Genomic DNA, 25,045 nt, shown 5'->3' with positions numbered 1-25,045 from the left:
TCCTGGTTCAGGCCGTGCGACGCGGGCCTTCGGCGCTGTTCTTGGCGGCGCAGCCGCAGCTGGGGCTGTAGCAGAGCCGCTTGTCCCCGCCGTCGGAGCGGCGGCCGGGGCGCAGTTCGAGGGTCAGGGGAAGCGTCGCGGTCGGTGCGGGCGACCGGGTGAGGGTGTGGGCGGAGGCGTTCATCGCGGGTTCCTTCGTAGGAGGGCCGGCGTCCGGTGGGGCGCCGGTTCCCACGCTAGGGAGGCGCCCCGGGGGCGTTCGTCCTCCGGACGGTCCGTCGCGGGACGACACCCCGGCACCGCTCCCGGTTCCGTGGTCCCGGCCGGGGAGCGACCCGGCGCGCAGGTCCGCGGCGGCGTCCGCCGGGTCCGCCGGGTCCGCCGGGTCCGCCGGGTCCGCCGGGTCGACCGTTCGCAGGACACCGGGCCGGACGGCGGCGTGCTGAGCTGGTCCGTGGCCCCGGGCCCGGGCCGTACGGGCTCCGTCGGGCCGTGCGCACGGCGGCGACCCCCGCCGAACTCCCCGAAAGGCGGCAGCCATGACCGAACGTCTCCTGTTCCCCCACGGTGTCGGCGGCGCCACGTCCGGCGTCGACCGGCCGGTCGGCCCGGTACGACGGGAACCGGCCGGTCGCGGTCCGGTCGAGGACCGGCGCCCGCGACCGACGCACGTACCCGCGCCCGGGCATCGGCCACGACCGCACCCGGACGCGGCACTCCGCCCCGTCACACCGGGGACGCGGGCGGGGGCGGCGGCATGAGCGTGCAGGCCGCGTTCGCGGCGCTGCTGGCCGCCCCGGGCCGCCTGTGCCCCGAGTTGCTGCGGCACCCGGACCGGCTGGCCGCCCGGTACGGCCTGTCCCAGCAGGAGCTGGGGATCCTCGCGGGCGTACCGCAGGCGGCGTACGAGGCGATGGCGCGCGAGGTGAGCGCGAAGGCGCGCGTCGTCCTGGGGGTGGCGCTGCCGCAGACCGTCCGGGAGGCGGAGCGGCACCACGAGGCCGCCCTGGAGGCCTACCTGTCCGGCACGGTGCGGACGGCGGACGGCGACCATCCGTTGGACGCGGCCCGGGAGGGTCGGTTGTTCCTCGACTCCGGGGGCGGACGGTTCCCGGCCGACCTGCTGGACTTCGCCCGGTTGGAGCTCCGCCAGTACGAACTCCTCCAGGATCGGGTGGCGGCGTCGGCCGCACGACGTTGGGAGGAGATCGCCCTCCGGGAGGCAGCCGCCCTGCGACGGGCTCCGGAGCGGGTTCTCCGTGGCTGCCCGATGGCGCCCGCCACGGTGCGCGTCGAGGTGTTCGACCACGACGTGACCGCTGCGGGGGCGCCGGCGGAGATCCCCGCGGGCCGCACGGTGGTGCTGCTGCACCGCTCGTGGGACGCGCCGGTCCTGACGTACCGCGTGGGGACGGGCACCGCCCTGCTGATGCGGCTGTGCGACGGCAGCAGGACCGGTGAGGAGGTCATCGAGGCGGCGGAGGTCCCCCTGGACGCGGGCGCGGAAACGCTGGGCACCCTGGCCGCGGCGGGTCTGGTCGTCGTCGCGGACCCTTGGGGGCTCGGGGCGGAGGTCCACATCCCGGGTCCCGCCGGATCCGCGTGAGCGGAAGGATCCCGGCGGGCGGAAGGATCCGGGCGGCCGGAGGGATCCGGGCGCCCAATCCGGAGCTGCGGTGGGGCGAGCCGCCCCGGGTGCGGCGTCGTCCGCCGGATCCCACGAACGCATGACCCGGGCCCGTGGGGCGGGTGCCTACGGTGAAGGCGTTCCGCACCACGCCACGCCAGGAGGCCCCCATGCTGCCGGACCGTACTCCCCGAGCTCCGAGCCACCACGGCGGACCTCCCACCCGCCGCTCCCCCGTCGGAGGCGGGTCGTGACCGCGCCGGCCCCGGTCCGCGACACCGGTTACCCGGTCCTGCTGCCCAACGCGATCGTCGGCAGTTCCCCCGCGGCCCGGCTGTGCCTGGTGCGGGGCAAGGGCGCGGTGCTGTGGGACAGCACCGGGCGGGCGCTGATCGACACGCTGGCGGGCCTCGGGCAGTGCGCCGTCGGCTACGGTCGGGACGAGTTGGCCGACGCGGCGGCGGCGCAGATGCGCGAGCTGTCCGCGTACCCGCTGCACGCCGGTCCGGTCAACGAACCGGCCCTGTTGCTGGCCCGCCGGCTGGCGGCCCTGTCCCCCGCGCCCGGCAGCCGGATCAGTTACACCGGGTCGGGCAGCGAGGGCGTCGAGACGGCGCTGAAGCTCGCGCGCCTCGCGCACTTCCACCACAGCGGTCAGCACCGGCCGTTCGTCCTGGCCCTGGAGGGCTCCTACCACGGTGCCACGGCCGGGGCGCTGGCCGTCACCGCCCGGCCGGACGTGCACCAGGGGCTCGGTCCGCCGTCACGGCACACCGTACGACTGACCCGGCCGGACCCCCGCGTACTGGGCCCGGACGCGGTCCCGATGCTGGTGCGCGAGCTGGAACGGGCGATCGAACGGGTGGGTCCCGGGTTGATCGGCGCGTTCATCGGCGAACCCGTCATGGGGGTCGCGGGCGCCATCGTCCCGCCGCCCGGCTACTGGCCGGAGGTCCGCCGGGTGCTGGACGCGCACGGCATCCTGCTCATCGCGGACGAGGTGGCCACCGGATACGGCCGGACCGGCGACTGGTTCGCCTCTCCCCGGTTCGGGATCCACCCCGACATCGTCGTCACCGCGAAGGCCCTGACCAGCGGATACCTGCCGATGGGCGCCGTATTGGTGGGGCGCGGGGTCCTCGACATGCTGGACGGGTTCCCCCTGCGGCACGGTTTCACGGCGAGCGGGCACGCCACGGGCGCGGCCGTCGCGCTGGCCAACCTGGACGTCATCGAACGCGAGGGGCTCGCCGGGCGCGCCGCCGAGACCGGCTCCCGGATCCTCGCGGCCCTGCGGCCACTGGAGCAGTTGCCCTGGGTGCGGGAGGTGCGCGGCTGCGGCCTGATGGTCGCCGTGGACTTCGGCGGCGACCCCGCTGTCGTGGAGCGCGCGCGGGCCATTCCCGGCCGGGCCGCCGAGGCCGGTGTGCTGATCCCGCACGCCGCGGGCCTGATCAAGCTGACTCCGCCGCTGGTCCTCACCGACGCGCAGGCGGAGCAGATCGTGGACGTGGTCACCGCGGAGGTCCGCCGCCTGGGCTCCGGCTCGGCGGGGAGCGGCTGATACGGCACCCGCCCCGGCGGCTCTCCTGTCCGTGCCTCGGCCCCCACGATGTTCCGTGGGGGCCGAGGCACGGACAGGAGTCGGCCTCACCCGGCCGCGTTCCGACCGGCGCGCACGCGGCGGGAGGCCGGTACCGCCGCGACCGTGGGCGGCGGGGTGCGCTCCTCCACCGGCCGGACGGGGACGCGCGGTGCGACGAGCAGGGTGTGGGCGAGTTCCAGCCCGGCGGGAAGGTTGGTGAGCGTCGCGACGCGCAGCGACATGCCCAGCCCGGCGAGCAGGTCCAGGATGCGCCGCAGGTGCGCGGCCGGGGAGGTGGGTGCGCCGCGCGGGACGAAGGGCACCGGTTCCCACCGCTCGCCGTCGCCCCGCCCCGTGTCGCCGTGCCTCGATCCGGCACGACCAGATCCGGCACGACCCGATCCGGCACGACCCGATCCGACCCGCCGCGTACGGGTCCGCCCTCCGTCGGGCAGGACGGCCGCCCAGGGCGGAAGGGCACCGGCGGCCACGGTGGTCATGTGCGCGGCGTCGGCCGAGACGACCGTCGGACGGCGCCCCCAGGCCGTGCCCACCGGCACCGTGTCCTCCAGCAGTTCCCGGCAGGCCCGGCGCACGGCGAACTCCGGCGACAGCGAGGTGCCGAGCCCCAGGCGCGGCGACTCCGCCGGAGCGGTCCTGGCGTACGCGAGGAAGACGGGTACCGGGGCGTCGATCGGGATGATGCCCACCTCGGCGCCGATCCGGCCGCCCGTCCGGTGCACGACGTCGGCCAGGCCGGGAGGGAGCGTCGACGGGTCCAGCACCGGCACCGGCGCCGGACCCGCGTACGGGCCGTACGCGACGGCGTCGGCCAGGAAACGGGCCACCGCCATCCGCTCCACGGCCTCGTTCACTGCGTGCAGGAGGGCTTCGGTCTCGGTGCAACCCATTCCGGTACCACCGACCGCTGCGACGTCCGGACCGTGCGCCACGCCGCCGGTCGACACGTCGGCGCGCCGGCCCGGTGTCCGCCGTCCTGCGGCGTGACTTTCCAACGCCTCCATCAGGGCGCCGGCCCGGGCGGATTCCGTGCTTCCGGCGCCCAGCCCCCGGCCGGCGACGCTGCCGTCGGCGTGGCGCAGGGTGCAGGCGAACACGGTGGGGTCACCTCCGAAGCAGAGCATGTCGGCGTGGAGCCCGAGGAGATGGGCGCAGCGCAGGCCCCGTGCCTCGGCCTCGACGGCGTCGACGGTCCGTTCACCGCCGTCGGGTGGCAGGCCGTGGCGGCGCGGTAGGAGGGCGGCGAGCGGTGGCACGGCCGCGAGGCGGGTGGTGGGGAGCGTGGACATGGCGAGACCTCCGCTGTCGGGCCCGAAGACCGGTGTGTACCGGGGCGGTTGCCCCCTTCGAGTGGAGCCCGCGGGGGCCGGTCCGGCCGTCGTACGTTCGGTCCGTATCCGGGTCGGTCCGGTGGCGGCGCACCGTCCGTCGGCAGCGGCCATCGGGGCGGCCCCCGACGACGGCCGCCCGCAGCGCGCGTCAACGGCGTCCGCGGCGACCGTCCCGCCCGAGGGGTGCGGGGGCGGCGCGCCGGTCAGCCGCGCCGGAACAGGCGGGCCGCCGCCCACAGCATGAGCAGACCCGCGCAGAGGACGAGCAGGAGTTCCATCCAGACCGGGACCCGGTAGCTCCCCCAGGTGACCCCGGGGGCCGCGGACGTCGCGCCGACGGCGGCGAACACCGCTCTGCGCAGCGGGTCCACTCCGTATGCGAGGGGGTCGAAGCGGGTGACGACGGACAGCCAGCCGGGCAGGCGCGACAACGGGAAGAGCGCGCCGGACAGGAAGAACAGGGGTTGCACCACCATCTGGGTGAACGCCATGAAGGATTGGACGGAGCGCATGCGGGCGGCCACGAGCACTCCGAGGCAGGAGAACATGAAGCCGAGCAGGGCCATCTCGCCGAGCAGCGTCAACATGAGTCGGGGGGTGTACGGAACGCCGACCGCTCCGGCGAGGGCCAGCACGATCGTGCCCTGGATCAGTGCGGTGGTGGCCCCGCCCAGACACTTGCCGGTGACGATGGCCGTTCGGCTCACCGGCGCCACCAGCATCTCGCGCAGGAAGCCGAACTCCCGGTCCCACACGATGGAAGCGGCCGCTCCGATCGACGCGAAGACGACCGGCATGGCGAGGGCGCCGGGGTAGAGGAAGGTCTGGTACGGCATTCCGTAGACGGGCCGGGTCAGCGAGCCCAGGCCGGCGCCCAGCGCGAAGAGGAACAGCATCGGCTGGAGCAGGGCCGTGACGACCCGGACCGGTTCGGCGAGCAGGCGGAGCATGTCGCGGTGCCAGACGACGCGGACCGTGCGCAGGTGTCCGCGCAGGCCCAGTCCGGGTGTGGCGAGGGTGAGGGGGGCTCCGACGAACCCGACGGCGGTCATCGTGTCCTCCGGCGGCGCTCGGCCTGCGCCGCCCGGGCGGCCGCGGGCGACCGGCGGGGGCCGGAGTCGGCATCGGGGGCGGTGCCGTCCTCCGGCTGCCCGCCCCGGTCGGTCCAGGCCAGGAACACGTCGTCGAGCGAGGGCCGGGAGACTTCCATCGAGGTGACCGGGACGCCCAGTCCGCCGGCGAGTCCGGGCAGGAAGCTCGGCCCGTCCGGGACCAGGACCACCACGGCGCCGTCGTCCTGGGCGTGTCCGCGCAGCCCGAAGCGCTCCCGGAGCGCGGCCAGTGCCGCACCGGTGTCGGAGGTGGTGAACCGCACCCGGTCCGCGCCGCGTTCGGCCTTCAGTTCCGCCGGGGTGCCCACGGCGGCGATCCGGCCGTGGTTCATGATCGCGACGCGGTCGCAGACCTCGGCCTCGTCCAGGTAGTGCGTGGTCATGAAGATCGTGACGCCTTCGGTGCGCCGCAGATCGCGGATGCAGGTCCACAGGTGGCGGCGCGTCTGGGGGTCGAGACCGACGGTGGGTTCGTCGAGGAACAGCACGCGCGGCGCGTGGAGCAGTCCGCGGGCGATCTCCAGGCGTCGCTGCATGCCGCCGGAGAGCGTCTTGACCTTGCTGCGGCGCCGGTCGGTCAGGCCCACCAGTTCGAGGACCCGTTCGACCCGGGGGCCGATGGCCTTGCGCGGGACCCCGTACATCTGGGCGTGGAAGCGGAGGTTGCGTTCCACGGTGAGCTGCGAGTCGAGGGTGGACTCCTGGAAGACCAGCCCGATCTGTCGGCGGGTCGCCGCCCGCTCGCGGACGACGTCATGGCCGGCGACGGTGGCGCTGCCGCCCGAGGGCTCGACGAGCGTGCACAGCATGCCGATGGTCGTCGACTTGCCGGCCCCGTTGGGTCCGAGGAAGCCGAAGATCTCACCGGCGTGCACCCGCAGGTCGACGCCGCGGACGGCGGTGATGTCGCCGTACGTCTTGGTCAGGCCGCGGGCCTCCACGGCCGGCACGGGATCCGGGACGGCAGCGGCGGGGGCGGGGGCCGGATCCGTGGTGCGCGCGCGGGTGGCGCCGGCCTTCGTGGGGCGGAACGGCGGTGCGGTGATCACGACGTGGCTCCTCGGGTCCTCGATGCCGGTGGCTGTCCTCGACCGTATTCAGGGCTGCGCCGCGACCTCGTCGTCCGGCTGGACGAAGGCTTGGACGACGTCGGGTGCGCGGCTCGCGGGACGGTGACGGGCATGGTGCGAGGGCGGTGGGACGCGGGGTCCCACCGCCCTCCGGGACGGGCTCGCTCAGCGGCGCGGCCGGGCGGTCGCCGAGCGGGCCGGGGTCTCGGCCGGGACGACGGTCAGGCAGTCCACACAGCTCTGCTGGCAGGCCGGCGAGGCTGATCCGGCCGGTGCCTGCATCAGGGCGAACCCGAACTCCGTCGCGGTGGCGGTGGTGGGACGGACTCCTGCGGTCTTGGTGGTCATGGTGTGCTCCGATCGGAATGGGTGTCCTTCGTTCCGGGTCCGGGTCCGGGACGCTGTCGTCCGGAACCCCACCGGTGCCCGGGGACCGGGTGGCCCACCGGCAGCGGCGTCCACCACGCTAGGAACCCCGGGTGCGGGCTGCTGTCCTCCCATGGGACGACCCGGGGGGACGATCCGGGCCGGCGGTCGGGCGGGACGACGAACCGGTCTCCCCCCGAGCCCCGGTCCCCCGGGCTTCGGTCCCGGCCGGCGTTCCTTCCGACCTCCGGCCCCTCCTGCCGATCAGCGCCGCGTCGCGCGCCGCGTCCGTCCTCCCGCTCCACCGTTCGCAGGACGGATCCGACGGGGCGGGCTGCCTAGCCTCGATCCAGGAGCACCGGCAGACCGCCGTCACGCTGAGGAGTCACCATGCCCGCACACCTGCCCCGGCTCGGTTCCGGACTCGGCTACCGCAACGAGCTCGCCTCGGATGTCGCCGCCGCCGGCGAGGCCGTCGACTGGCTCGAAGTGATCACCGAGCACTACCTGTTCGCTCCGCCCGACGTGCGCGAGTCCCTGGGCGAACTGCGCCGCGGTCATCCCCTCGTACCGCACGGGCTGGAGTTGTCGCTGGGATCGCCGGAGGAACCCGATCCGCACTACGTCCAGGCGCTGGCCGCCCTCGTCGAGGAGATCGACGCCCCGTGGTTCAGCGACCACATCTGTTTCACCCGCGCCGGCGGGGTCTCCGTGGGGACCCTGACGCCGCTGCCGCGCAGTCGGGGCGTCGCCCGTGACTTCGCCCGCCGCGCCCAGGCGGTCCAGGTGGCCGTGGGCGTGCCGTTGATCCTGGAGAACATCACCTATCACCTGGACCTGCCGCACCCGCTGACCGAGGCCGAGTTCCTCACGGAGCTGATGGAGCACTGCGACTGCGGGCTGCTCCTCGACCTGACGAACCTCGACATCAACTCCCGCAACCACCACTACGACGTCGGGGAGTTCCTCGACACGATCCCGCTGGAGCGGGTGGTGCAGGTGCACCTCGCGGGTGGCACCGAGAGCGTGGACGGCACGGCGCGGGACACCCACAGCGCACCCGTACCGGAACAGGTGTGGCAGCTGTTGGGCGAACTCGCGGGCCGGACCGATCTCAAGGCCACCCTGGTGGAACGCGACCAGGACTTCCCCGACGACTTCTCGGAACTCACCGCCGAGATCGACCGCGCCCGAAGGACGGCCCGGTTCGGGGCGCCGCGGCGGGCGGCCGGGCAAGCGACCGCACGGGCCGCGGGCGAACGGGCCGCCGGAGGACGCGCCGCCGGACGGGCGGCCGGGCGATGAGCGTCGTCGACGTACTGGCCGCCCTGCTGACCGGCGCCCCGCTCACCGTCGCCGAGCTGCGTGCGGACCCCGAGGGGTTGCGCCGCCGGTACGACCTCAGCGAGGAGGACCTGGCGCTGATCAGCCGCGTTCCGGACACCGCGTACGCGAGGGTCGCCGGGGACGTCGCCGAGAAGCACCGGGTGGTCATCGGGCTCGCCCTGCCCGGAACCGTCGCCGAGGTCCTCGCCCGGCACGGGACGGTGATGCGGGAGTACGTCACCGGTTCCGTCCGTCCCTCGCACCCGGACGACCCCGTCGGAGCGGTGCGCTCCGCCACGGCTTTCCTGGACTTCGCGGCCGGACGGCTCCCGTCGGGCCTGCTGACGTTCGGCCGCTTCGAACTGGAGCGGTACCGCCTCGGTACGGACGAGGTGGCGGTGCAGGCGGCACGCCACTGGCACGAAACCGGGGAGCGGCAGGTCGCCGCCCTCGACGCCGAGGCGATCGAGGGCGGGGTTCCGGTGGTGCCGGCGACCGTCGTCGTCATCGACCTCGACCACGACGTGACCGACCCGGGCGCACCCGGCACGGTCCCCTCCACCCCCGTCTCGGTGGCCCTCCAACGGACCTGGCAGGAACCGGTCCGGGCGTTCCGGCTCGACTCCGGCACCCGGGAACTGCTGCGGAGGTGTGACGGCACCCGCACCGGGGAGCAGGCGGCCTCCGCGGCCGGGGCCGGTCCGCAGGTGGGCGGCGCGGCACTGCTGGCACTGGCCCGGTCCGGCCTGCTGGTGGTGGCGAGGAACGCGGTGCGTTGAGACCGCGCCGGTCGGCCGCCACCGGACGCCGGTCCGGCTGGGCCGACGCTTGGTCGCGCGTACGGGTTTCGCCCCGTCAGAACCGAACGCGGTGGCGGACGCACGCACCCGAACCGCCTTGCGCGAACCGGCCCCGATGACTGCGGGCGCTCCACCAGGAACGTATGCTCAAGCAATGTCTGACACGACCGAAACCACGCCCGGCTGGCTGACCTCCGACGAACTGGAAACAGCCCGGACCCGGATGCCCATCCTGTACGTGGAGGCCGTGCCCGTACGAGTGGACGACAGCGGCGAAGTCACCAGCATCGGGCTGCTGCTGCGCATGGGTCCTGCCGGGACGGTCAGCCGGACCCTGGTGTCCGGCCGCGTCCTGCACCACGAGCGGGTGCGTGACGCGCTGCTGCGGCATCTGGAGAAGGACCTCGGCCCGGTCGCCCTGCCGCGGATCCCCTCCTCGCTCCAGCCCTTCACCGTTGCCGAGTACTTCCCCACCGTCGGCGTGACCTCGTACCACGACCCGCGCCAGCACGCGGTGTCCCTCGCCTACATCGTCCCGGTGACCGGCGACTGCCGCCCCCGCCAGGACGCGCTGGACCTGGTCTGGTTCAGTCCTCAGGAGGCGGCCTCCGAAGCCGTGCAGAGCGAGATGCCCGGCGGACACGGGGTGCTGCTGAAGCAGGCCCTGGCCCACGTGGGCCACACGTACTGAAAGCCGCCGCGCGGGAACCACGGGGGCGCGGGAGCCTCCGTGGACCGCGCGGGCGGTCGGGCGGGCCGACTGCCCGGGGCGCGGTGCGGCGGCGCCGGGCGAGCGGTGCCCGGGCGGTCGGGGGATCCGAGCCACATCATGTTCATGTGGCGCTCGGTCGTGCGTCACCCGGTGACGGCGATTTCGTCACGCGGGGGCTCCAGTCTTCAGCCGCTGTTGCCCGCACGAGTCCGACCGACCACTGGAGACGCCTGGTGGAACCGCACCGCCCCGACCGCCCGCGCCGCACTCGCCCCGCTCGTCCCGTCGCGGCGGCGCTCGCCCTGACCGCGGCGTTCGCCGTCCTCGCCGGTCTCACCGGGGCCGGCCCCGCCGCTGCGCACGGTCGCGGGAAGGAGCCGCTGCCCGCCGTCACGCCCGTGGCCGAGACCGCCACGTTGTTCGACGACGAGGAGGGCGGAAACGCCAACGCGGACGACCCCGCCATCTGGCGCGACAACGCCGACCCCGACCGCAGTCTCGTCATCGCCACCGCCAAGGAGGGCGGGCTGCGCGCCTACGACCTCGGGGCGCGCCAGGTGCAGGCACTGCCCGCGCCGAACGGGCCCGGCCCCGGGGACGCACCGGGGCGGTTCAACAACGTCGACCTGGTCCACGGGATGCGACTGTCCACGGGTCGGGCGGATCTCGCCGTCGTCACCGACCGCGGAAACGATCGGCTCCGCTTCTACCGCATCGACGGCGACCGGCCCGGTGGCCCGCTGACCGACGTCACCGCGCCGGCCGTTCCGCCCGTGTTCTCCGCCTCGCAGCAGGACATCAACGACCAGCGGACCGCGTACGGCCTGGCGACCTGGACGGACCGCGCCACCGGCCGCACCCACGCCCTGGTCAGCCGCCGCCACGAGACCCGCGTCGCCCTCCTCGAACTGACGGCCGCCCCCGGCGGCACGGTCGGATACCGGCTCGTGCGAACCCTGGACCTGCCCTCGTCCTTCCGGCTGCCGAACGGCAGTTCCTGGACCCCCTGCGGCGAACCGGGCGAGCGGCCTCAGGTCGAGGGCATGGTCGTCGACCCGGCGAACGGCACCCTCTACGCGGGCCAGGAGGACGTCGGCATCTGGCGGATGCGTGCCGATCTGACGTCGGCGCCGGTGCTGGTCGACCGCGTCCGCGAGTACGGCGTGCCGGCCGTGTACGACGAGGGAACCGAGGAGTGCGTGCCGGGCGCCGACCCCGGCTTCGGCGGGCGCCGACTGTCCGCGGACGTGGAAGGGCTGACCATCATCGACGAGGGGGACGGTGACGGCCACCTCATGGTGTCGAGCCAGGGCGACAACACCTTCGCCTTCTATGACCGCGAGCGGAAGGACGGGCACGAGTACGAGGGCGGCGTCCGCGTCACCGCGCGCTCCCGCGTCCTCGACGGCTCGGAGGAGTGCGACGGCGCCGCGGCCCTGAACAAGCCGCTCGGCCGCGCGTTCCCCCGCGGCCTGCTCGTCGTCCAGGACGGTCACGACAGCCCCGAGGACGGTCCGCGCACCGCCACGGGCTTCAAGTTCGTCGACCTGGGTGAGGTCTTGGACGCCCTGGACGACTGACCGTGCCGTCGAACCCCGGGCGGCCCGGCAGGCGGGACCGCCCGGGGCCGCCCGGGCCGCTGTGGCGTACGCCACGGCCTGCGTGGGGAACTCCCCCGGCCCGCGGCCCGACTTCTGACCGCAGGGGCGGACGCACCGCGCCCGCCCGCTCCCCCGAGGCCGCACGGGCCGGGGAACCCGCGATCGGAACGGACCACGAATGAACCGCAGGGACTTGCTCCGGGCCTCGACCGCGATCGGTGCCACCGCCGCCACGGTCGGCGCGGGCACCGGACCGGCAGCGGCAGCCGCACCACGATCCGCGGCCGGCGGCCCGCTGCGCGTGCAGGTCGTCATGTTCGACGGGGTGGAGGAGCTCGACTTCGCCGCCCCCTACGAGGTCTTCTCGGCCGCCCGCTTCTTCACGGACCGCGGGGTCGACGTCCGCTACGTGACGGTCTCCGGCCCGGGGACCGTCCGGGCCGCCTACGGAACACGGGTCGAGGTCGAGCACGCCTGGGCTCCCCGTTCGGCGGACATCATCGTGGTGCCCGGCGGCGGGTACGCCCGTCGGGACGGCCCCGGCGTCCCGGCCGAGATCACCAAGGGCACGCTCCCCCGGAGTCTGGCCTCGGCGGCCCGGCCCGGCCTCACGATCAGCGGGCTCTGCACGGGAGTCATGCTGCTGTCCGCCGCCGGACTGACCAGGAACCGTCCCTGCACGACCCACCACAAGGCCCGCCCCGATCTGGAGCAGCAGGGCGGGCTGGTGAAGCAGGCTCGCGTGGTGGACGACGGCGACCTGGTCACGGCGGGCGGCATCACCTCGGGTCTGGAGCTCGCCCTGTGGCTCGTGCGCCGGGAGTTGGGTGCGGACGCGGCGACGGGCATCGAGGCGATGCTCGAATACGAGGCCCGCGGCACGGTGTGGGCCCGCCCGCCGGCTCCGCGGCCGTGACCCGTACGTTCTCGCGGGCGCCGTAGGGGTCCGGTGCGGCGACCCTCGCCGATGGGCCGGGGCCGTCCCTCACCCGGCTCCGGCAACGAGTGCGCGTGCTTCACCACGCGCGTCGCCCCGCTCCCCGGCGCGCGGCGTCGGCCGTCCCCCCGGACCGTCGGCCTACACTCGCGGGCATGGCATCCCGCATCAGTGAGTTGGTCATCGACGCCGCCGATCCCGAACGGCTCGCCGCGTTCTGGTGCGGCGTCCTCGGCTACGTCGAACTGGGACGGGAGGACGACGGGAGCATCGAGATCGGTCCGCCCGGCATCGGTTTCGGCGGACCGCAGCCCACTCTCATCCTCAGCCCCAGCAGCGATCCGCGGCGCGGGAAGCTCCCCCTGCACATCGACATCAACCCCACCGACCGTGACCAGGAAGCCGAGTTGGAGCGACTGCTGGCCCTCGGCGCCGGGCCCGCCGACATCGGCCAGAGCGGCAGCGAGGGCTGGCACGTCCTGATCGACCCGGAGGGCAACGAGTTCTGCCTCCTGCGCACCCGGCTCCGGCCCCTGGGCACGGACGCCCGAACCGGAGCCTGACGGCGGGTGCCGGATCCGGCCAGGGAGGACCCGCGCGGCCCCGAGGGGGCGACGGCCGGAGCGGGTGGCGGGTGGCGCCCCCTTGCGTACCGGACCTACACCGCGTAGCGGCCCGGGGCGAAGAGGGAGGGGTTCGCCGCGATCCAGTCCGAGGTGTGGCGCAGTCCCTCCTCCAGGCCGACCCGGGGACGCCAGCCGGCCCAGTCGCGGGCCCGGCCGTTGTCCGACAGGAGGCGCTGGACCTCGCTGCCCGACGGGCGCAGTCGGGCCGGGTCGACCACCACCTCGGCGTCCCGGCCGGAGGCCTTGATCAAGGCCTGGGCCAGGTCGCCCACGGAGATCTCCTCGCCGGTGCCGAGGTTGACGCACTCGCCCAGTGCCCGGTCGCAGTCGGCCACCGCGAGGAAGCCCTCGGCCGTGTCCGTGACGTAGGTGAAGTCACGGGTCGGGGTGAGCGAGCCGAGGCGTATCTCGCGGGAGCCCGCGTGGAGTTGGGCGAGGATCGTCGGGATGACGGCGCGTGCCGACTGGCGGGGGCCGTACGTGTTGAAGGGGCGGACGACCGTCACCGGCAGTTCGAAGGCGTGGTGGAAGGAGAGCGCCATCATGTCGGCGCCGATCTTCGACGCGGAGTACGGCGACTGCGGTTGCAGCGGGTGGCTCTCGGAGATCGGGGCGGTCAGCGCCGTCCCGTAGACCTCGCTGGTCGAGGTGTGCACGAGGCGGCGCACGTCGTGGCGGCGGCAGGCCTCGGCCACGTTCTGGGTGCCGGTGACGTTGGTCTGCACGTAGGCGCCCGGTGAGTCGTAGCTGTAGGGGATGCCGATCAGCGCCGCCAGGTGGAAGACCGTGTCGCAGCCGGCGACGGCGTCGCTGACCCGGCCGGCGTCCCGGACGTCACCGGCCCACATCTCCACGGGGCCGTCCGGGTCGGCGAGGTGGCGTGCCAGGTGGCCCTTCTCCGCGTACGGCTTGTAGTGGACGAAGGCCCGCACGCGCGCGCCCCGGGCCACCAGCAGGTCGACCAGTGTCGATCCGATGAAGCCTTCGGCTCCGGTGACGAGGACGGTGCGGCCGGTCCAGCTGTTCGGGTTCATACGCGCTCCAGGTGAGGGGTGGGGATGAAGCCGGCGACGCGGAGGACTTCCGCGGCCAGCAGTTCGGCGGCCCGCGCGTGCGGGCCGGGGTCGGCGGCGCCGGCCATCGACGCCAGCCGCGCCGGATCGGCCAGCAGCGGCCCGATGCAGCCGGCGAGGCGTTCGGCGGTGGTCTCGGCGTCGGGCAGCAGCACTCCCGCGCCCGCGTCGGTCAGGACCCGCGCGTTGTGGGTCTGGTGGTCGCCGGGGGCGTGCGGGTAGGGCACGAGGACGGCGGGGACGCCGGTGGCCGCCAGTTCGGCGACGGTCGCCGAGCCGGCGCGACACACCACGAGGTCGGCGGCCGCGTAGACGAGGTCCATGCGGTCCAGGTACGGCACGGCCCGGGCGATGCGCTGCCCGCCGGAGGCCGCGAGGTCGGCCACCGTGTCGGGGAGCGCCGCCGGGCCCGTCTTGATCAGCAGCTGCACGTCGTCCCGGTACTGCCACGCCCCGGCCAGGGCGGTCGCCGCACGGGTGAGGCGGACGGCGCCCAGGCTCCCGCCGTTGAAGACGACGAGCCGCCGTCCCGCGGGGACGCCGAGCGCACGCCGGGCGTCGGCGCGCAGGGCCGTCCGGTCCGCCGCGGGGAGTTCGGCGAGCCCGGACAGGGCTGCGGAGATCGGCATTCCGGTGGTGAGGGCCCGGGAACCGCCGGTGAGGTGGCCGCGGCTGCGGTCGAAGGCGACCGCGATGTGCGGGGTGAGCCGGGCCGCGAACTGGTTGGCGCGGCCTGGGACGGCGTTGGACTCGTGGATCACGGCCGGCAGGCCGGCGAGGCGGGCACCGAGGACGGCGGGCGCACTGGGGTAGCCGCCCATGCCCACGGCGACCTGGGCGCCCTGGGCGCGGATCACGGATCGGGCCTGGTGGGCGGAGCGCAGCAGGGCGGCGGGCAACAGGTAGCGCTTGGCGCCCAGGGCCGGGTCGAAGGGGATCATGTCGACGGTGTGCAGGCGGTATCCGGCGCCGGGGATCAGCTCGGTCTCCAGGCCCCGCTCGGTCCCGATGAACGAGACCACGGCGCCCGGCACGGCCGCGCGCAGTGCCTCGGCGAGCGCGAGGCCGGGGTAGATGTGCCCGCCGGTGCCGCCCGCACCGATCACGACGGACAGTGCCGCGGGTGTGTGTGGTGTGGTCATGGCCGCACACTCCCGGTGCGCCCTAAGAACGTTCTAAGAGGTTCTCTCAGACGGCTTTGGCAGGCTGTCCCCCATGAACAGTGCGGACAACACGGGCAATGCCGGCAAGGCCGATCATTCGGGCTACGCGGGCGGTGCCGTCGGCGGTACGGCCCCCGGGCCGCGGATCCTCGTGGTCGATGACGAGCCCGAGGTGCGGGCCGCCGTCGAGGACGGCCTCGCCGTCGAGGGGTACGAGGTGCGGGGCGCGGCGGACGGCCTCACCGCCCTCTCGCAGGTGGCGGCCTGGGAGCCCGACGCCGTCGTCCTCGACGTGATGATGCCCGTGCTCGACGGACTGGCCGTCTGCCGGCAGCTCCGTGCGCTGGGCGACCGTACGCCCGTCCTCGTGCTGACGGCCCTCGACTCCGTCAGCGAGCGGGTCGACGGGCTGGAGGCGGGGGCCGACGACTACCTCGTGAAACCGTTCGCCCTGGACGAGCTGGTCGCCCGGGTCCGGGCACTGTTGCGGCGGGCCGCGCCCGGTTCGGCGGGCGGCGCCCCGCTCGGCTTCGCCGACCTCGTACTGGATCCGGCGACCCGGACCGGGCGGCGGGGCGGGCGGCCGTTGGAGTTCAGCCGCACGGAGGCGGCCCTGTTGGAGCTCCTGTTGCGCCACCCGGGCCAGGTCCTGCCGCGCGAGTCGATCCTGGAACTGGTGTGGGGCCGCGACTTCGGGCCGGACTCCAATTCCCTGGCCGTCTACGTCGGCTACCTGCGCCGGAAGTTGGAGGCCGGCGGGGAGCCCCGGCTGGTGCACACCGTCCACGGGGTCGGTTACCGGCTGGACGCGGCGTGAGCGGCGCGGGCCGTCGGCGGCTCGGCGGCGCTTGGCGCAGGCGGCGTCCACTGCGGACCCGGCTCGCGCTGGCCGTCACCGCCGCCGTGGCGTTCGTTGCGGTCGGGGTGTGCGCGGCGGCGTTCGTCGTGGTCCGGTCCGCGCTGTACCAGCAGCTCGACCTCAGTCTGACCCAGTCGGCGCGGCTCGCCGCCCAGCGCGAACCGGGGGCCGCGCCGGGGACCCTGGCCGGGGAGTGCCGGTTCCTGGCGGCCCCGGCGTGCGCGGAGGTGGTGGCGGCCGACCCCGCCCGCGCCCCGGGAACGCCGGGGCTGCTGCCCGTGGCTCCGGCCGCGCGGGAGGTCGCCGCCGGTCGGCGGGCCCCCTTCTACACGAACATCACGGTGTCCGGATATCCGGCCCGGATGCTCACGACCGACTACGCGAAGGGGCGGGCGCTCCAGGTCGCACTGCGTGCGGACACCGTCGAGGACGGCATCGAGGAGGCCGCGCGGTGGCTCGTGGCGACGGCGGCGGCCGGGGTGCTGCTGGCCGCGTTCCTCGGACACTGGGTGTCGCGGACCGGTCTGGCCCCGGTGACCCGGCTCACCGCGACGGCCGAGCGGATCGCCGCGACCCGGGACCCGCGGCACCGGATCGAACTGCCGCCGCCGGGACGGGAGGACGAGATCACCCGGCTGGCCGGGACCTTCAACACCATGTTGGGCGAGCTGGAGCAGTCGGTCACCGCCCAGCGCCGGTTGGTCGCGGACGCCTCGCACGAACTGCGCACCCCGTTGACGGCGCTGCGCACCAACGCCGAGCTGCTGGCGCGGGGCGAGCGGCTCACGCCGGACCAGCGCGAGCGGGCGTCCGCCGCGCTGGGGCGCCAGCTCAGGGAGGTGACGGGGCTGGTGAACGACCTGATCGAGCTGGCCCGCGACGAGGAACCGCAGCCCTTGGTGGAGCAGGTCCGGCTGGGTGCGTTGGTGGAGTACTGCGCGCAGGCGGCACGGACGCACTGGCCGGACGTCCCGATCCGGGTGCGGGTGCCCGAGGGTCCGGTCGTGGTGCCGGGGGTCCCGTCCCGGCTGAGCAGGCTGTTGGGGAACCTGCTCGACAACGCGGCGAAGTTCAGCCGGGGCGGGCTGCCCGTGGAGGTGGAGCTGGTGGCGGGCGGCTCCTGCCGGGGTGCGGAGCTGACGGTCCGCGATCACGGGCCGGGGATCTCCGCGGAGGACCTGCCGTACGTCTTCGACCGCTTCTACCGGGCCGGGGCGGCCCGTGCCCTACCGGGCTCCGGGCTGGGCCTGGCCATGGCGCGGCAGATCGCGCGGGCGCACTCGGCCGAGCTGACGGCGGAGGCGGCCCCCGGTGGGGGCGCGCTGTTCCGGTTGACGTTCTGAGCACGGCGTGCGCACCGCGGTCGGGGCCCGCGCCGCCGCGGTCAGCACCGGGCCCGCGTGGGCCGGGCCCACGTGGGCGGGTCAGGCCGTTCCGGCCAGGTGGCGTTCCGCCGCGAGCACCGCCTCGTGCGCGCTGGGACGGCCCATGAGGACGCACAGGGTGTGGGCGGCATCGTCCATGGCCCGCGCGGCGCCGGGGTCGTGCGGGGTGCTCGTGAGGCGGGCCTGGCAGCCCCGCAGCCGGGAGAGGACCTCTTCGGTCCGGGTGCGGCTGGGCGGCGGTCCGGTGTGCGTCGGCCCCTTCGAGGGCGTTTCCGTCGAAGGGGTGCGGGCGGCCTCCACCGCGCGCTGCAGGGCCCGCACGACGCGTCCCGCCGCGGGAACGGGTGCGTCGGCGGGCGCCGCGGTCACCGCGGTCATCACGGCCACGAGGTCGACGACGGAGACGTGGGCGAGGTCGGCCGCCGTCGCGAGGATCAGGCGCGCGTGCCGGGCCGTGCACGGCGTCGACGCCATGATGAGGCCCACGGCGCGGGCGACCGCCCGTTGCCCCGGGAACGGATCCGCCGACCGGGTCACCGCGGCGGCGGTCTGCTGTGTCAGAGGACCGGGCTCGGTCATGCGTTGCCCTTTCGTTCCGGGGCGGCGGCCAGGAGGTGGCCGGGTGCGGGCGCGAGGTGCGGTCGTCCCGGGTGCGGTCGCGGGTGCCGGGAGCGGCTTCCGGAGCGGTTGCGGGTGCCGGGAGCGGTTTCGGGGTGTGCATGAAACATATGTCGGTGCCCGCCGGGATCCGGCGCGCGGCACGGCCTTCATCCGTGCCCGGGCCGAGCCGGTCCGGGCACCCGGAGGCGAAAACGCGGTTCGGTCGGGGTGCTCAGAGGTCCAGGAAGACCGCGTAGGCGAGGAAGAAGAGGGCGCAGGCGAAGGCCAACAGGCAGATGATCACGAGCGGCCCCATGCCCCAGCCGCGTGTGAGGGGCCGGTACGGGCCCGCCCCGGTGCCGGTGCTCGACTCCCCCGGCGGCGTCTCGCCCGGCGGCACACCGTGCGACATGAGCGGCGGGCCGGGCGACACGGCGGGCGGTGGCGACGAGGCGACCGGCGGCGGAATCGGCCCGGGCCTCGGGTCCGGTTCCGGGATGTGTGCGGACATGGGGTTCTCCTCACCTCGACGGCTCACCTCGACGGCCACGTCCGTTCCCCGCGCCCTCGGGGCCCGCGTGACACGCGGGTGGTCCCGGAGGCCCGGGATGCCCGGCGCCTACCCACGACCCACCCCGGCACTCATGGGTTCCGTACCCGGGCGGAACCGCCCGCTCCGGCCCGCTCGACACCCCGTCGCGGCCCGCTCGACACCGTCCTGACGGGTCCCGGAGCCCTGATTGCGGTATATGTCCTCTGGGGCCCGCCCGGCCCCCGAAGGGAGTGGTTGCCGTGGAGCGCACGACGTGCTGCGTGGTGGGAGGCGGACCGGCCGGCATGGTGCTGGGGCTGTTGCTGGCCAGGGCGGGGGTGGAGGTGACCGTGCTGGAGAAGCACGGCGACTTCCTGCGCGACTTCCGAGGTGACACCGTGCACCCGTCGACCCTGTCCCTGCTGGACGACATCGGTCTCGCGGAACGGTTCGCCCGGCTGCCGCAGCGCCGCGTGACGTCCGTCCAACTGCCCATCGGACCGGACCGCTCGCTCGTCATGGTCGGGAACATCGGGGCGCTGCCCGGCAAGTACAACTACATCGCGATGGTGCCCCAGTGGGACCTGCTCGACCTCCTCGCCGACGAAGCGCGCCGGGAGCCGTCCTTCGACCTCCGTATGAACACCGAGGCGACGTCCTTCCTGATGGAGGGCGGGCGCGTGGCCGGCGTGCGGTACCGGTCCGCGGACGGCGCCACCGGCGAGCTCCGGGCCCACCTGACCGTGGCGTGCGACGGCCGCGGCTCGCCGGCCAGGGCGCTGCCCGAACTGGGACTGGAGGGCTTCCCGTGCCCCATGGACGCCTGGTGGTTCCGGCTGCCGCGCCACGAGGACGACCCCAGCGGGTTGCTCGGAGCCGTGGGTGACCGGTTCTTCACCGCGCTCATCGATCGTGGCGACTACTGGCAGTGTGCGGCGCTCATCCCCAAGGGCACCGATGTGGAGCGGCGCGCGGAGGGCCTGGAGCGCTTCAACGAGCGGTTCGCGGAGGCCGCTCCCTGGCTCGCCGACCGGGCCCACGTGCTCACCTCCTGGGACGAGGTCAAACTGCTCGACGTCCGCCTCGAACGGCTCCGCCGCTGGCACCGCCCCGGGCTGCTGTGCATCGGTGACGCGGCCCACGCCATGTCGCCGGTCTTCGGCATCGGCATCAACCTCGCGGTCCAGGACGCGGTGGCGGCCGCCCGCCACCTGGTGCGGCCGTTGCGGGAGCATGCCGTGGGACTTCGGGACGTACGCCGCGTGCAGCAGCGCCGGCTGCCCACCACGGTGGCCACGCAGGGCCTCCAGCGCCTCGCCCACCGTCAGGTCATCGAGCCGCTGCTGGCCGGGGGTACCGCGTTCGGCGATCCCCGACGGGCCAAACGACTGACCGAGCTCATCACGGACTCCCGGTGGTTGAACCGGGTGCCCGCCTACTTCCTCGCCTACGGGGCCCTGCGGGAGCGGCCCCCGAGGGAGTCACTGCGCTGAACCGCACGCGAATGCCGACGCATCGCGCACACCGGGGCGAGGCGCGCACCCGGGCATCGCGCACACCGGGGCGACGCGCACACCCGGGCATCGCGCGCTCCGAACCGGAAAGACACCCTTCGGGAGGCACCATGACCGAACGGCCGACCCTTCTGCCCTACGCCGACCCGGCCTTCCTCGCGGATCCGTTCCCGCTGTACCGGCAACTGCGGGAGGACGGCCCCGTGCGCCGCACCGTCATCGCGGGCGGTCTGGAGGCATGGCTCGTCACCCGCTACGAGGACGGGCTGGCCGCCCTGTCCGACCCCCGCCTCAGCAGCGACGTGCGCGACGCCGCCGACACCCGGCTCCTGCGACAGCTACCCGGAACCGAGCGCGAGTCGATGCTCGGCAACATGCTCCGCAGCGCCCCGCCCGACCACACCCGTTTGCGCCGCCTGGTGTCGAAGGCCTTCACCGCCCGCCGCGTGGCGGGGATGCGGCCGAGGATCCAGGCCGTCACCGACCGGTTGCTGGACGGGATCGGCCCGGCCGGCCGGGCCGACCTCGTCGCGGAATTCGCACTGCCGCTCCCGGTCACGGTGATCAGCGAACTGCTGGGCGTGCCCGTGGACGACCGTCATGACTTCCAGCACTGGACCGACCGCATGATCATGCGGGGCGCGCAGCCGCCGGATCCCGCCGTGGTGAACGAGGCGTGGCTGCACATGCGCGCCTACGTCACCGAACTCATCCGCGACAAGCGGGACCGGCCCGCCGACGACCTGCTCAGCGACCTCGTCGCGGCCCGGGACGAGGAACAGCGGCTCACCGAGGACGAACTCGTCGCCATGGTGTTCCTGCTGCTGGCGGCCGGCTACATCACGACGGTCAATCTGATCGGCGGTGGCATCGCCATGCTGCTCGCGCACCCCGACCAGCTCGACCTGCTGCGTTCCGATCCGGCGCTGCTGCCGGGCGCGATCGAGGAGTTCCTGCGCTACGACGGTCCGGTCAGCCCCGGCATCGCCCGGTTCGCCCGGGAGGACATCGAGATCGCGGGCGTGAGCATCCCGCGCGGGGCGACCGTGCTGATCGGCTCGGCCCTCGCCGATCGCGATCCGGCGCGCTTCCCCGACCCGGAGCGGCTGGACATCACCCGGCAGGACAACGCCCACCTGGCGTTCGGGCACGGCATCCACTACTGCCTGGGCGCCCCGCTGGCACGACTGGAGGGCCAGATCGCGATCGGCACCGCCCTGCGTCGGCTCCCCGGCCTCGCCCTCGCCGTACCGCCGGAGGAGATCCCGTGGCGACCGGGCGGCCTGCGCGGCCCCCGGAGCCTACCGGTGACCTTCGAGCGCGGAGGACCGGGGGCCGTGCGGCCCGCGTAGCGGTTCCCCCGTACGGGCGACGAGGACCCGACCGGGGCGCCGAGGGGCTCCGGCCGGGTCCTCGCTGCTGAGCGTCCCGGTGTGTGGGCGGGTCAGGACTCCCCGTCTCGCCGCTCGTCCTCGTCGCGCTCGCGCGGGTTCTCGTCCTGACGCGGGTACTTGAGCTCCTCGGGGCTCTTGCCCCGGGCCTTCACCGCACTCGTGGCGGGGTGGACGGGGTCCTGCTCGGGGCGGCGCGTGCGCTCCTGCTCCTGCTCCTGCTCCTCGCGGCCCTTGCCCGGCTCCTGGCGCTTGTCCTGCATACCGCCCATGACGGCGACTCCTCGTGACGGATGGGATGGGGTTTCCTCGGCTCCACGCTGGGGTTCCCCGGGGCTGTCCGCAACCGCTGGAGCGGCCGTGCACGACGTCGCCACGGCCCGTCGGCTGTGGGCGCTCTCGGAGCGGACCGGTGTGCGCTTCGCGCTGCCGGACGGAGCGCCCCGACGGCCGTGAACGGCCGTGGCCGTCAGGCGCCGGCCAGTTCGGCGGCGCCGAAGGACACGTCGAAGCGGTCGCACCAGATGGTGACGCTGGTGTACTCGGACAGGTCGAGGCCGGCCGGCACCTCGTAGTTCTGGTCGCCCTTGTTCCCCTTGAGCTTGCCCAGGCTGACGTGCTTGCCGTCGTCGAAGACGCGCCAGCCCGCCGTGCCCTCCTTGACGGGGGCGTCCGTCAGCCACACCCGCAGGTCAGGCCCGTTGCTGGTGTCGAGGTCCTCCAGGCGCAGCGTGTGCGAACCGTCCGCGAGACGGATGAGTTGCGCGGTGCCGGTGGTGGTGTGCTCGTGGCTGATCAGGTTCCCCCGGGCGACGGTCAGCGGCGCCGGGGCGGCCGGAACGGGGGCTCCGGCCTGCGGCGCGGACGGTGCCGACCGCGGGGCCGTCGGCAGGGCCTCGTCGACGCGGTCGTCCTGCCAGAGCTTCCACGGCTGGAACCAGTACACGCCCACGCCGATCAGCACCAGGGCCGTCACCAGCCCTCCGATGAAGAACCGTCCGCGTCGCTTTCCGTTCACCACTGCCGCTCCCCTGCCGAACCCGCTGATCGTTTCCCCCATTGAACGCGGTGACCGGACGGCATCGCCACAGGACGACGATGACGAAATCCTTACGCGCGGGCGGCCCCGGGAGGCCGCCCGCGCCGGTCGGGTCACCGACCCTACGCCGCCGGGGTGGTGGCGGCCTGGTCGCGCATGCCCCAGGGCGAGCCGTACGCCGTGAGCAGGTCGAGGAAGGGCAGGGGCGGCAGGGCTTCGGGGCCGAGGACGCCCGCCCGGGACCACACTCCGGTGGCCAGCAGTTCGAGGGCCACCACCGGGTTGACCGCGGTCTGCCAGACCACGGCCTGGGAGCCGTACTCCCGCATGGACCACTGGTTGTCGACCACGTGGTAGAGGTAGACCTCGCGGGGCAGGCCGTCCTTGGTGCCCTTGACCCAGGTGCCGGCGCAGGTCTTGCCGGTCATCCGGTCCCCGAGGCCGGCCGGGTCGGGCAGGCAGGCGGCGACCACGTCACGGGGCGAGACCCGGACCGGACCGCCCTCGCCGCGGACGGTGACCGGTTCGGTGGAGTCCAGGCCCAGGGCGTGGAGCGTCTTGAGCTTGCCGATGAAGTCGTCACCTAGGCCGTACTTGAAGGTGACCCGACCGGCCCCCACCCAGCGGGGAATGAGGAGTACCTCCTCGTGCTCGACGTTGACGCACTCGACGGGACCGATGCCCTCGGGGAAATCGAAGACCTCCGGCTCGCTGAACGGCTCGGTGGTGAACCAACCCCGCTCGCGCTCGTACACCACGGGCGGGTTGAGACACTCCTCGATCGTCGTCCAGATGTTGAAGGACGGGGCGAAGTCGTAGCCCTCGACGGCCAGGTTGGCCCCGTCGCGGATGCCGATCTCCTCGATCTCGTCGAAGAGTTCGTCCGCCGCGTAGCGGGCGAACACGTCGGAGAGTCCGGGCTCCACACCCATGCCGACGAGCGCCAGCCGACCCGACTTCTCCCATTCCTCGGCCCGTTCGAACTGCTCGTCGCCCAGCTTCACCCCGCACTCGCTGTGCGGGTGTTCGGGGTGCGGGCGGGAGAGGGACATGGCCATGTCGAGGTAGTGGCTGCCCGCCGTCAGCGAGGCGTTGAACAGGGGCATCACGAAGCGCGGGTCGGTCGCGTTCATCAGGACGTCGCACCCCTGCTCCGAGAGCAGCCGGGCGACCGCCGCCTCGTCGGAGGCGTCGACCCGGCAGGCGCTGAAGCGCCGCTCCTCGTCGCCCAGGGCCGCCACCGCCGCCTGCGCGCGGCCCAGGTCGTAGTCGGCGACGACGAAGTGGTCGAAGAAGTCGCGGCGGGCGGCGATCCGGGTGATCGCGCTGCCGACGCCGCCGGCACCCACGAGCAGTACACGCATGGCGAGGTCCTCTCTCTGTGAGGCGTGTGCCTCAGGGGCTGATGGAACCCGCCGCCCCAAGCTAAGGTCAATGGTGTTGGCATAAGGCTGGAGCAGGTGCCGGGCACCCGGTGCGGGGCGCCGGCATGCGGGCGCGCCGAACGCGGCGGGGTCGAGGGAATCGAAGGAGAGGGCGGGCGATGGCGAAGGACGTGGTTCCGGAGGATGCGCGCAGGCGACGGCGTCCGACCCGGCAGGGGACGGTGCTCTCCGAGCGGTTGATCGTCGAGACGGCGCTGCGGATGGTGCGCGAGCACGGCAGTGCGGGGCTCTCGGCCCGGCGGCTCGGCGCCGCCCTGGGCGCGGACCCCAGCACCCTGTACCGGTACTTCGACGGCATGGACGGCCTCACCCTGGCCATGGGCGAGGAGCTGATCGGCCGGGCGCTCGCCGGCTGGCTCCCGACCGGGCGGTGGCGCGAGGACCTGCGCTCCCTCGGGCTCCGCATCCACGGCGCCTACCTCGCCCATCCGCAGGCCGCGTTGCTGACGGCGAGCCGGGTGAGCGGCCGACCGCGGGAGATCGCCGCCGACGAGGCGATCCTCGGCAGCCTGCGCGCCGCCGGATTCCCCGACGGGGACGCCGTGCGGATCTACCACGCCTACATCGACCAGTGCCTGGCCTTCGCCGCGCTCGACGCGGGCCCCTTCGCGCTGGCGGCGGAGGCCCGCGAGGCGGACGAGGAGCGGTGGGAGTCGACGTACGCCCGTCTGCCGGCGGACGAGTACCCGAACATCGCGGCCACCGTCCGGCTGCTGGCCGCCCGAATGCCACACAGCGCCTACCCGGTCGCGCTGGACATGCTGCTGGACAGCGCCGAACGCGAACTGACCGGCCTGTCCGGCTGACCGGCCGGTCCGCGAGGTCCCGGGACGGGTCAGCGCGGTCCCGGAACGGACGGGCCGGGGACGCCCGGCCCGCCGGCGCGGGGCGCGGGGCGTCCCGGCCGAGCCGGGGGGGTCGCTTATGCCA

25 protein-coding genes are annotated in these 25,045 nt (G+C 74.4%); 13 read left to right on the top strand and 12 right to left on the bottom strand.

Annotated elements, in window-relative coordinates:
- Positions 1-7: 7 nt before the first annotated feature.
- Positions 8-184, bottom strand: coding sequence for a hypothetical protein (locus ACZ58N_RS23690; protein ID WP_471163229.1), 177 nt, complete (start codon positions 182-184; stop codon positions 8-10).
- A 573-nt stretch (positions 185-757) separates the two neighbouring features.
- Here ACZ58N_RS23690 and ACZ58N_RS23685 point away from each other — a divergent pair.
- Together ACZ58N_RS23685 and ACZ58N_RS23680 are read left to right on the top strand one after the other, a co-directional pair.
- The gene (locus ACZ58N_RS23685) at positions 758-1,606 is read left to right on the top strand and encodes a hypothetical protein (RefSeq protein ID WP_471163226.1); all 849 of its coding nucleotides are present in this window, start codon (positions 758-760) and stop codon (positions 1,604-1,606) included.
- Between the two features lie 271 nt (positions 1,607-1,877).
- Entirely contained in the window at positions 1,878-3,191 is a 1,314-nt protein-coding gene (locus ACZ58N_RS23680; protein ID WP_471163224.1) for an aminotransferase family protein, read from the top strand.
- A gap of 86 nt (positions 3,192-3,277) precedes the next feature.
- On the opposite strand, the gene ACZ58N_RS23675 is transcribed toward ACZ58N_RS23680, so the two are convergent.
- From ACZ58N_RS23675 to ACZ58N_RS23660, 4 genes are all read right to left on the bottom strand, one after another.
- The gene (locus ACZ58N_RS23675; RefSeq protein ID WP_471163221.1) at positions 3,278-4,522 is read right to left on the bottom strand and encodes a YcaO-like family protein; all 1,245 of its coding nucleotides are present in this window, start codon (positions 4,520-4,522) and stop codon (positions 3,278-3,280) included.
- A 245-nt stretch (positions 4,523-4,767) separates the two neighbouring features.
- The gene (locus tag ACZ58N_RS23670) at positions 4,768-5,616 is read right to left on the bottom strand and encodes an ABC transporter permease (protein ID WP_471163219.1); all 849 of its coding nucleotides are present in this window, start codon (positions 5,614-5,616) and stop codon (positions 4,768-4,770) included.
- Positions 5,613-6,725, bottom strand: coding sequence for an ABC transporter ATP-binding protein (locus tag ACZ58N_RS23665; protein WP_471163216.1), 1,113 nt, complete (start codon positions 6,723-6,725; stop codon positions 5,613-5,615). Before ACZ58N_RS23665 ends, ACZ58N_RS23670 begins: the two co-directional genes overlap by 4 nt.
- Before the next feature lie 186 nt (positions 6,726-6,911).
- Positions 6,912-7,094 (bottom strand): hypothetical protein, encoded by a 183-nt coding sequence (locus tag ACZ58N_RS23660; RefSeq protein ID WP_471163213.1) that lies wholly within the window; start codon positions 7,092-7,094, stop codon positions 6,912-6,914.
- Positions 7,095-7,502: 408 nt separating this feature from the next.
- Between ACZ58N_RS23660 and ACZ58N_RS23655 the strand changes: the two genes are divergently transcribed.
- From ACZ58N_RS23655 to ACZ58N_RS23630, 6 genes are all read left to right on the top strand, one after another.
- Positions 7,503-8,417, top strand: coding sequence for an MbnB/TglH/ChrH family RiPP precursor modification enzyme (locus ACZ58N_RS23655; RefSeq protein ID WP_471163211.1), 915 nt, complete (start codon positions 7,503-7,505; stop codon positions 8,415-8,417).
- Positions 8,414-9,217, top strand: a complete 804-nt coding sequence (locus tag ACZ58N_RS23650; protein WP_471163208.1) for a hypothetical protein — start codon at positions 8,414-8,416, stop codon at positions 9,215-9,217. The genes ACZ58N_RS23655 and ACZ58N_RS23650 overlap by 4 nt, the downstream gene beginning before the upstream one ends.
- Positions 9,218-9,392: 175 nt before the next feature.
- Positions 9,393-9,929, top strand: coding sequence for an NUDIX hydrolase family protein (locus ACZ58N_RS23645; protein ID WP_389709427.1), 537 nt, complete (start codon positions 9,393-9,395; stop codon positions 9,927-9,929).
- Positions 9,930-10,183: 254 nt separating this feature from the next.
- Complete coding sequence (locus tag ACZ58N_RS23640; protein ID WP_471163204.1) at positions 10,184-11,530, top strand: phytase; 1,347 nt, start codon at positions 10,184-10,186, stop codon at positions 11,528-11,530.
- 199 nt (positions 11,531-11,729) lie between these two features.
- A complete protein-coding gene (locus tag ACZ58N_RS23635) occupies positions 11,730-12,467 on the top strand; it encodes a DJ-1/PfpI family protein (RefSeq protein WP_471163201.1) in 738 nt (245 codons plus the stop codon).
- A 176-nt stretch (positions 12,468-12,643) separates the two neighbouring features.
- Positions 12,644-13,051, top strand: coding sequence for a VOC family protein (locus tag ACZ58N_RS23630; protein ID WP_471163198.1), 408 nt, complete (start codon positions 12,644-12,646; stop codon positions 13,049-13,051).
- A gap of 95 nt (positions 13,052-13,146) precedes the next feature.
- Here the strand turns inward: ACZ58N_RS23630 and ACZ58N_RS23625 are convergent, their stop codons facing one another.
- Both ACZ58N_RS23625 and ACZ58N_RS23620 read right to left on the bottom strand, forming a co-directional pair.
- Positions 13,147-14,148 (bottom strand): SDR family NAD(P)-dependent oxidoreductase, encoded by a 1,002-nt coding sequence (locus tag ACZ58N_RS23625; protein ID WP_471163196.1) that lies wholly within the window; start codon positions 14,146-14,148, stop codon positions 13,147-13,149.
- Entirely contained in the window at positions 14,145-15,329 is a 1,185-nt protein-coding gene (locus ACZ58N_RS23620) for a UDP-N-acetylglucosamine--N-acetylmuramyl-(pentapeptide) pyrophosphoryl-undecaprenol N-acetylglucosamine transferase (protein ID WP_471163193.1), read from the bottom strand. The genes ACZ58N_RS23625 and ACZ58N_RS23620 overlap by 4 nt, the downstream gene beginning before the upstream one ends.
- A 73-nt stretch (positions 15,330-15,402) precedes the next feature.
- On the opposite strand from ACZ58N_RS23620, the gene ACZ58N_RS23615 reads away from it, so the two are divergent.
- Complete coding sequence (locus tag ACZ58N_RS23615) at positions 15,403-16,167, top strand: response regulator transcription factor (RefSeq protein ID WP_471163190.1); 765 nt, start codon at positions 15,403-15,405, stop codon at positions 16,165-16,167.
- Positions 16,164-17,552, top strand: a complete 1,389-nt coding sequence (locus tag ACZ58N_RS23610) for a sensor histidine kinase (RefSeq protein ID WP_471163187.1) — start codon at positions 16,164-16,166, stop codon at positions 17,550-17,552. Before ACZ58N_RS23615 ends, ACZ58N_RS23610 begins: the two co-directional genes overlap by 4 nt.
- An 81-nt stretch (positions 17,553-17,633) precedes the next feature.
- Here the strand turns inward: ACZ58N_RS23610 and ACZ58N_RS23605 are convergent, their stop codons facing one another.
- Together ACZ58N_RS23605 and ACZ58N_RS23600 are read right to left on the bottom strand one after the other, a co-directional pair.
- Entirely contained in the window at positions 17,634-18,173 is a 540-nt protein-coding gene (locus ACZ58N_RS23605; protein WP_471163184.1) for a DUF5133 domain-containing protein, read from the bottom strand.
- Positions 18,174-18,426: 253 nt separating this feature from the next.
- Positions 18,427-18,705, bottom strand: a complete 279-nt coding sequence (locus tag ACZ58N_RS23600; RefSeq protein ID WP_471163181.1) for a DUF6480 family protein — start codon at positions 18,703-18,705, stop codon at positions 18,427-18,429.
- Positions 18,706-18,986: 281 nt separating this feature from the next.
- Here ACZ58N_RS23600 and ACZ58N_RS23595 point away from each other — a divergent pair, with 281 nt between their 5' ends.
- Both ACZ58N_RS23595 and ACZ58N_RS23590 read left to right on the top strand, forming a co-directional pair.
- On the top strand, positions 18,987-20,219 hold the full coding sequence (locus ACZ58N_RS23595; RefSeq protein ID WP_471163179.1) for an FAD-dependent oxidoreductase: 1,233 nt from the start codon (positions 18,987-18,989) through the stop codon (positions 20,217-20,219).
- Positions 20,220-20,350: 131 nt separating this feature from the next.
- Positions 20,351-21,592 carry a cytochrome P450 family protein gene (locus tag ACZ58N_RS23590; RefSeq protein WP_471163177.1) on the top strand — a complete coding sequence of 414 codons (1,242 nt, stop codon included), beginning with the start codon at positions 20,351-20,353 and terminating at the stop codon, positions 21,590-21,592.
- Positions 21,593-21,684: 92 nt separating this feature from the next.
- On the opposite strand, the gene ACZ58N_RS23585 is transcribed toward ACZ58N_RS23590, so the two are convergent.
- From ACZ58N_RS23585 to ACZ58N_RS23575, 3 genes are all read right to left on the bottom strand, one after another.
- Positions 21,685-21,903, bottom strand: a complete 219-nt coding sequence (locus ACZ58N_RS23585) for a hypothetical protein (protein ID WP_471163174.1) — start codon at positions 21,901-21,903, stop codon at positions 21,685-21,687.
- Between the two features lie 197 nt (positions 21,904-22,100).
- Positions 22,101-22,652 carry a DM13 domain-containing protein gene (locus tag ACZ58N_RS23580; protein WP_471163171.1) on the bottom strand — a complete coding sequence of 184 codons (552 nt, stop codon included), beginning with the start codon at positions 22,650-22,652 and terminating at the stop codon, positions 22,101-22,103.
- Positions 22,653-22,792: 140 nt separating this feature from the next.
- On the bottom strand, positions 22,793-24,034 hold the full coding sequence (locus ACZ58N_RS23575) for a saccharopine dehydrogenase family protein (RefSeq protein WP_471163168.1): 1,242 nt from the start codon (positions 24,032-24,034) through the stop codon (positions 22,793-22,795).
- A 179-nt stretch (positions 24,035-24,213) separates the two neighbouring features.
- Between ACZ58N_RS23575 and ACZ58N_RS23570 the strand changes: the two genes are divergently transcribed.
- Positions 24,214-24,921, top strand: coding sequence for a TetR/AcrR family transcriptional regulator (locus tag ACZ58N_RS23570; RefSeq protein WP_471163165.1), 708 nt, complete (start codon positions 24,214-24,216; stop codon positions 24,919-24,921).
- Positions 24,922-25,045 lie beyond the last annotated feature (124 nt).

It is taken from the genome of Streptomyces sp. NPDC040432, assembly GCF_055595445.1.
Note: the sequence above shows the minus strand (reverse complement) of the source record. Positions and strands in the feature narration are given on the sequence as shown.